Below are 3,538 nucleotides of genomic sequence, written 5' to 3' on the forward strand. Positions count from 1 at the left end.
GCTGGGAAGCCTATGATGAACACCTGCGTCAACGCACCCTTCGCCACCTCAAACGGACCGCCGCCCGGTTGGGGTTCACGCTCCTCCCCCAGCCCGTCTCGGCCTGAGAGTGTGTTTCTGAGCAGTGCAGCGAAGAATCTCTCTGTGAGACCCGTCGCTCCGCTCAGGGTGACACGCAAATGCTCCTATCTTTCGAGAGCTGGTATGACACCCTGACCTCCTCTACCTCACCCGTACTCGGTCCACTCGTGCTGCCCTCTCCTTGACAGGAGAGGGCGATCAGAAGGACAAAATCAGCGAACAGCCATCGGTCATCCCCTCTCTAGTACCGTGTCTCATAACTTCGTGAGCAGTCGTAGGGCGTGCGAAGCGCGCCAACTGACTGGCGCGTGGTACGCGCCCTACGATTTCACCGCTCATGAACTTGCGAGACACGGGACTAGTAGTCAGTCCATTTAATTTTGAGGGATGGGGTTTCGTCATGCCCGCGCAGGCGGGCATCCAGGGAAATTTAGCAGTGGCCTGTAGTGAAGCCTCCTGGATTCCCGCATTCGCGGGAATGACGTCCCTTGAGTTATCCATCAAAACTTTCTGGACTATCTACTAGTTATGCGCCGGACGACTATCTGGTTTCACCTTCCGCTCCGTGAAGAGCCACTTCCCGTTCACTTTTTCCATCGTGTCTTCATAACGACCAGAGATGACCAGTTCAGTTTTCCCTTCAGTCGCGTGGGTCATGAGCAAATAGCATTCACCAGTGGCATGGTTGCCTTCAACGTTGAGCAACACATTCATCACACAATGGCGAGGTTGTGCGTTCCCGGTCCAAGATCGATACTTCTCGGTAAATTGCTTGAGCATGGTTTTGCCCTGCCAGCGGCCAAGGATCGGGCTGTCAAACACCCCATTATCCGTGAATGTCGACACCCAATCGTCATAACGGCCAGAATCGATGTAGAGACAATACCGCGTGACCAAATCACGTAGTTCTTCTTTATCCTCTAATAGACTTGCCATGAGATCCTCCTCTGTTTGCAAAGACTAACATTCTGTGGCGAGTTCACCAACTGATAGGCGCTAACGTAACCGGGTGCGCTTCACCGCCGGGAATCGCCTCATCAAACAAATGCGTGGCAACGAAAATCGGACGGTGAAAGCGCAACGCTAGAGCAATCGCGTCACTTGGTCGACTATCGATCTGTAGTGGGGTCTTCCCATTCGCAAGATGGATGAAAGCATAATAGGTACCGCCCTTCATCTCCGTCACGACCACCTTCTCAAAGCCAACACCCACTTTCTCAAGGATGTTCTTCAGCAAGTCATGGGTCATTGGTCGTGGGAGCACTGTCCCTTGCAACTGCAGATGAATCGACTGCGCTTCAGGCAAGCCAACCCAAATAGGGATCGCTTTCGTCTGCTCTTTATTCTGCAAAATAATAACGGGTGAGTTCGCCACCGGATCAAAACTCACGCCTTTGACTTCGACTTGAACAGAGTTGCGGGACTCGGTCCCCTGCGGGTTACGGCACGAGGGAGTAAACGCAACAGAAACAGCAAGGATGAACCAGATCCACCCGAAACGTTGGAGTCGTACGAGCCAGGAAGGACGCCCACCAATAGTGTATCTGCGCATATGTGTCCCCGTGTCGTTGAGCATATCTGCACTCTATTTTCTTTTCCCTCATCTTGCTAGTATAATTCTCGTTATGGGCAAAATGATTGCAAGTAACGAGCGGCTAAAGTCCTTCTTCTTGCAATGTGCACAGAAGAGCTTTCGTGAACTCGGCTTGAATGATTCAGCCATTACCAACTACATCGCAAGCGTCCTCACCACTTTTGCCCACACGGACCAGCTCTATCGGGTGCAAAACTCAAGGGGGAAACACCTCGATAGTGTGGTCGAAATGCTGGAGGCCTATCTTCCCCCGGCAGAACATATTCAACACTCGGTGCAGCGAGAACGCGAGTTTCGTAAATATGTCGGCGACTACACTTTGTTCATGAATGGGCTATTTCGCACCCATATCGAGCAGGATGGCGTGCTGGAATACTATTTTTCCGAAGGGCGCCGCTCGTATCTGAAAGTGTCCGAACTTGATGTCGCGCTCTACCAGACCGGGTTTCTCTTGTTTCAAGAGTTATCGAAGAATTTTGAATACTACTCCGGTGCGCTCGATTACATGCGCAAAGCCTACTTTGCCCCGTCGCCGGGAGAGGACCCCTTTGGGCAATTTCTACGGAATGTTGAAGGGTGGATGAAAACCAACCTCTCTCACAATTAGCCACGACGCCTATCAACCAAGTCGTCCGTCAGTGGCACGTCAGCGCGCCTGACAACGGGCGTCGGCTTGACACGTTTCTTATCACCCATCTTCCAAACATCACACGCCGTGATATAACCGCATGGATTGCCGCAGGCCATGCCCGTGTGAACGACCGGGTGCGTGTCAAGGGAAGCGTGCTACATGCAGGTGACACAGTCACTCTCAGTTTTTCCCTTGACCTCCTCCCCAACCCAGACTTACCGATCGAGATTGTATGGGCAGATGATGCGATCGTCGTGGTTAACAAACCCAGCGGTATTGCGACTGTCGCCTTGCGACATGATGAGATCGCTACTGTTGCCAACTTTCTCCGTGCTCATTTTCCTGACACGACTGCGGCCAGCCCGCGGGCGCTTGAAGCAGGCGTTGTACACCGTCTTGATACGGCAACATCAGGTCTGTTGCTGGTAGCCCGCACGCCCGAAGCGTACACAGCACTGCGCGAGCAGTTCTCCCATCACACCGTGGAGAAACGGTACCTCGCCGTAGTCCACGGGCGGATACACCGATCCGGGGAGCGGAGGTCATTGCTGCAAGCAAGCGGCGTGCGTGGCCAGCGCATGAAGGAAACAACGGAAAGCGGTCAAGAGGCGCAGACGACGTATGTTCCGATCACGCACTTTGCACATCACACATTGATACAAGTAACGATTCTCACCGGTGTCCGTCATCAGATTCGTGTCCACCTCTCCGCACTCGGGCATCCGATCGTTGGCGACGCTCTGTACGGTCCCTCTATTGACGATGGACGTTTGTGTTTACATGCGGAGTCGTTAGCGTTCACTCATCCAGAGACCGGTGCGCGCGTACAGTTCACCTGCCCACCTTCTGAAGATTTTCAATCGGTACTTCAACAAGCCAGGAAGGAGAAAGAGTGAGCATCCAAATCGGAACACAGAACATTCGGACACGTTATACGGGAGCCCTGTGTCTGTGTCGTTCTGAGCGCAGCGAAGAATCTCTCAGAGAGGCCCTTCGTTGCACTCAGCGTGACAGACCTAGTGGAACAATCTTTTGCGGTTCGATTGAGGCTATGAGGAAAACATACCACTGAATCATCGTAGCGTTCTCAATCGCTCAATTCTCCTAAGAGAGTGTTTTGAAAAAGGGATTGGTAAGCTTGAGGGATGAATACACTGCCGCGAGTTTATCCAACGGACCTGACCATGACCGAATGGACACAATTGAAGAGCTTCTTTCCCCCGGCCTCTCGC

4 protein-coding genes are annotated in these 3,538 nt (G+C 52.9%); 2 read left to right on the forward strand and 2 right to left on the reverse strand.

Going from position 1 to position 3,538, the window contains the following annotated elements; all coding sequences use genetic code 11:
• Positions 1-603: 603 nt before the first annotated feature.
• Together FJ147_27865 and FJ147_27870 are read right to left on the reverse strand one after the other, a co-directional pair.
• On the reverse strand, positions 604-1,017 hold the full coding sequence (locus FJ147_27865; GenBank protein ID MBM4259700.1) for a nuclear transport factor 2 family protein: 414 nt from the start codon (positions 1,015-1,017) through the stop codon (positions 604-606).
• A gap of 43 nt (positions 1,018-1,060) precedes the next feature.
• Entirely contained in the window at positions 1,061-1,657 is a 597-nt protein-coding gene (locus FJ147_27870; protein MBM4259701.1) for a bifunctional nuclease family protein, read from the reverse strand.
• A 58-nt stretch (positions 1,658-1,715) separates the two neighbouring features.
• On the opposite strand from FJ147_27870, the gene FJ147_27875 reads away from it, so the two are divergent.
• Together FJ147_27875 and FJ147_27880 are read left to right on the forward strand one after the other, a co-directional pair.
• The gene (locus FJ147_27875) at positions 1,716-2,282 is read left to right on the forward strand and encodes a hypothetical protein (GenBank protein ID MBM4259702.1); all 567 of its coding nucleotides are present in this window, start codon (positions 1,716-1,718) and stop codon (positions 2,280-2,282) included.
• Entirely contained in the window at positions 2,252-3,202 is a 951-nt protein-coding gene (locus FJ147_27880; GenBank protein MBM4259703.1) for an RluA family pseudouridine synthase, read from the forward strand. The genes FJ147_27875 and FJ147_27880 overlap by 31 nt, the downstream gene beginning before the upstream one ends.
• Positions 3,203-3,538 lie beyond the last annotated feature (336 nt).

The sequence above is a fragment of the Deltaproteobacteria bacterium genome (assembly GCA_016874775.1).
GTDB lineage: Bacteria > Desulfobacterota > Binatia > Bin18 > Bin18 > VGTJ01.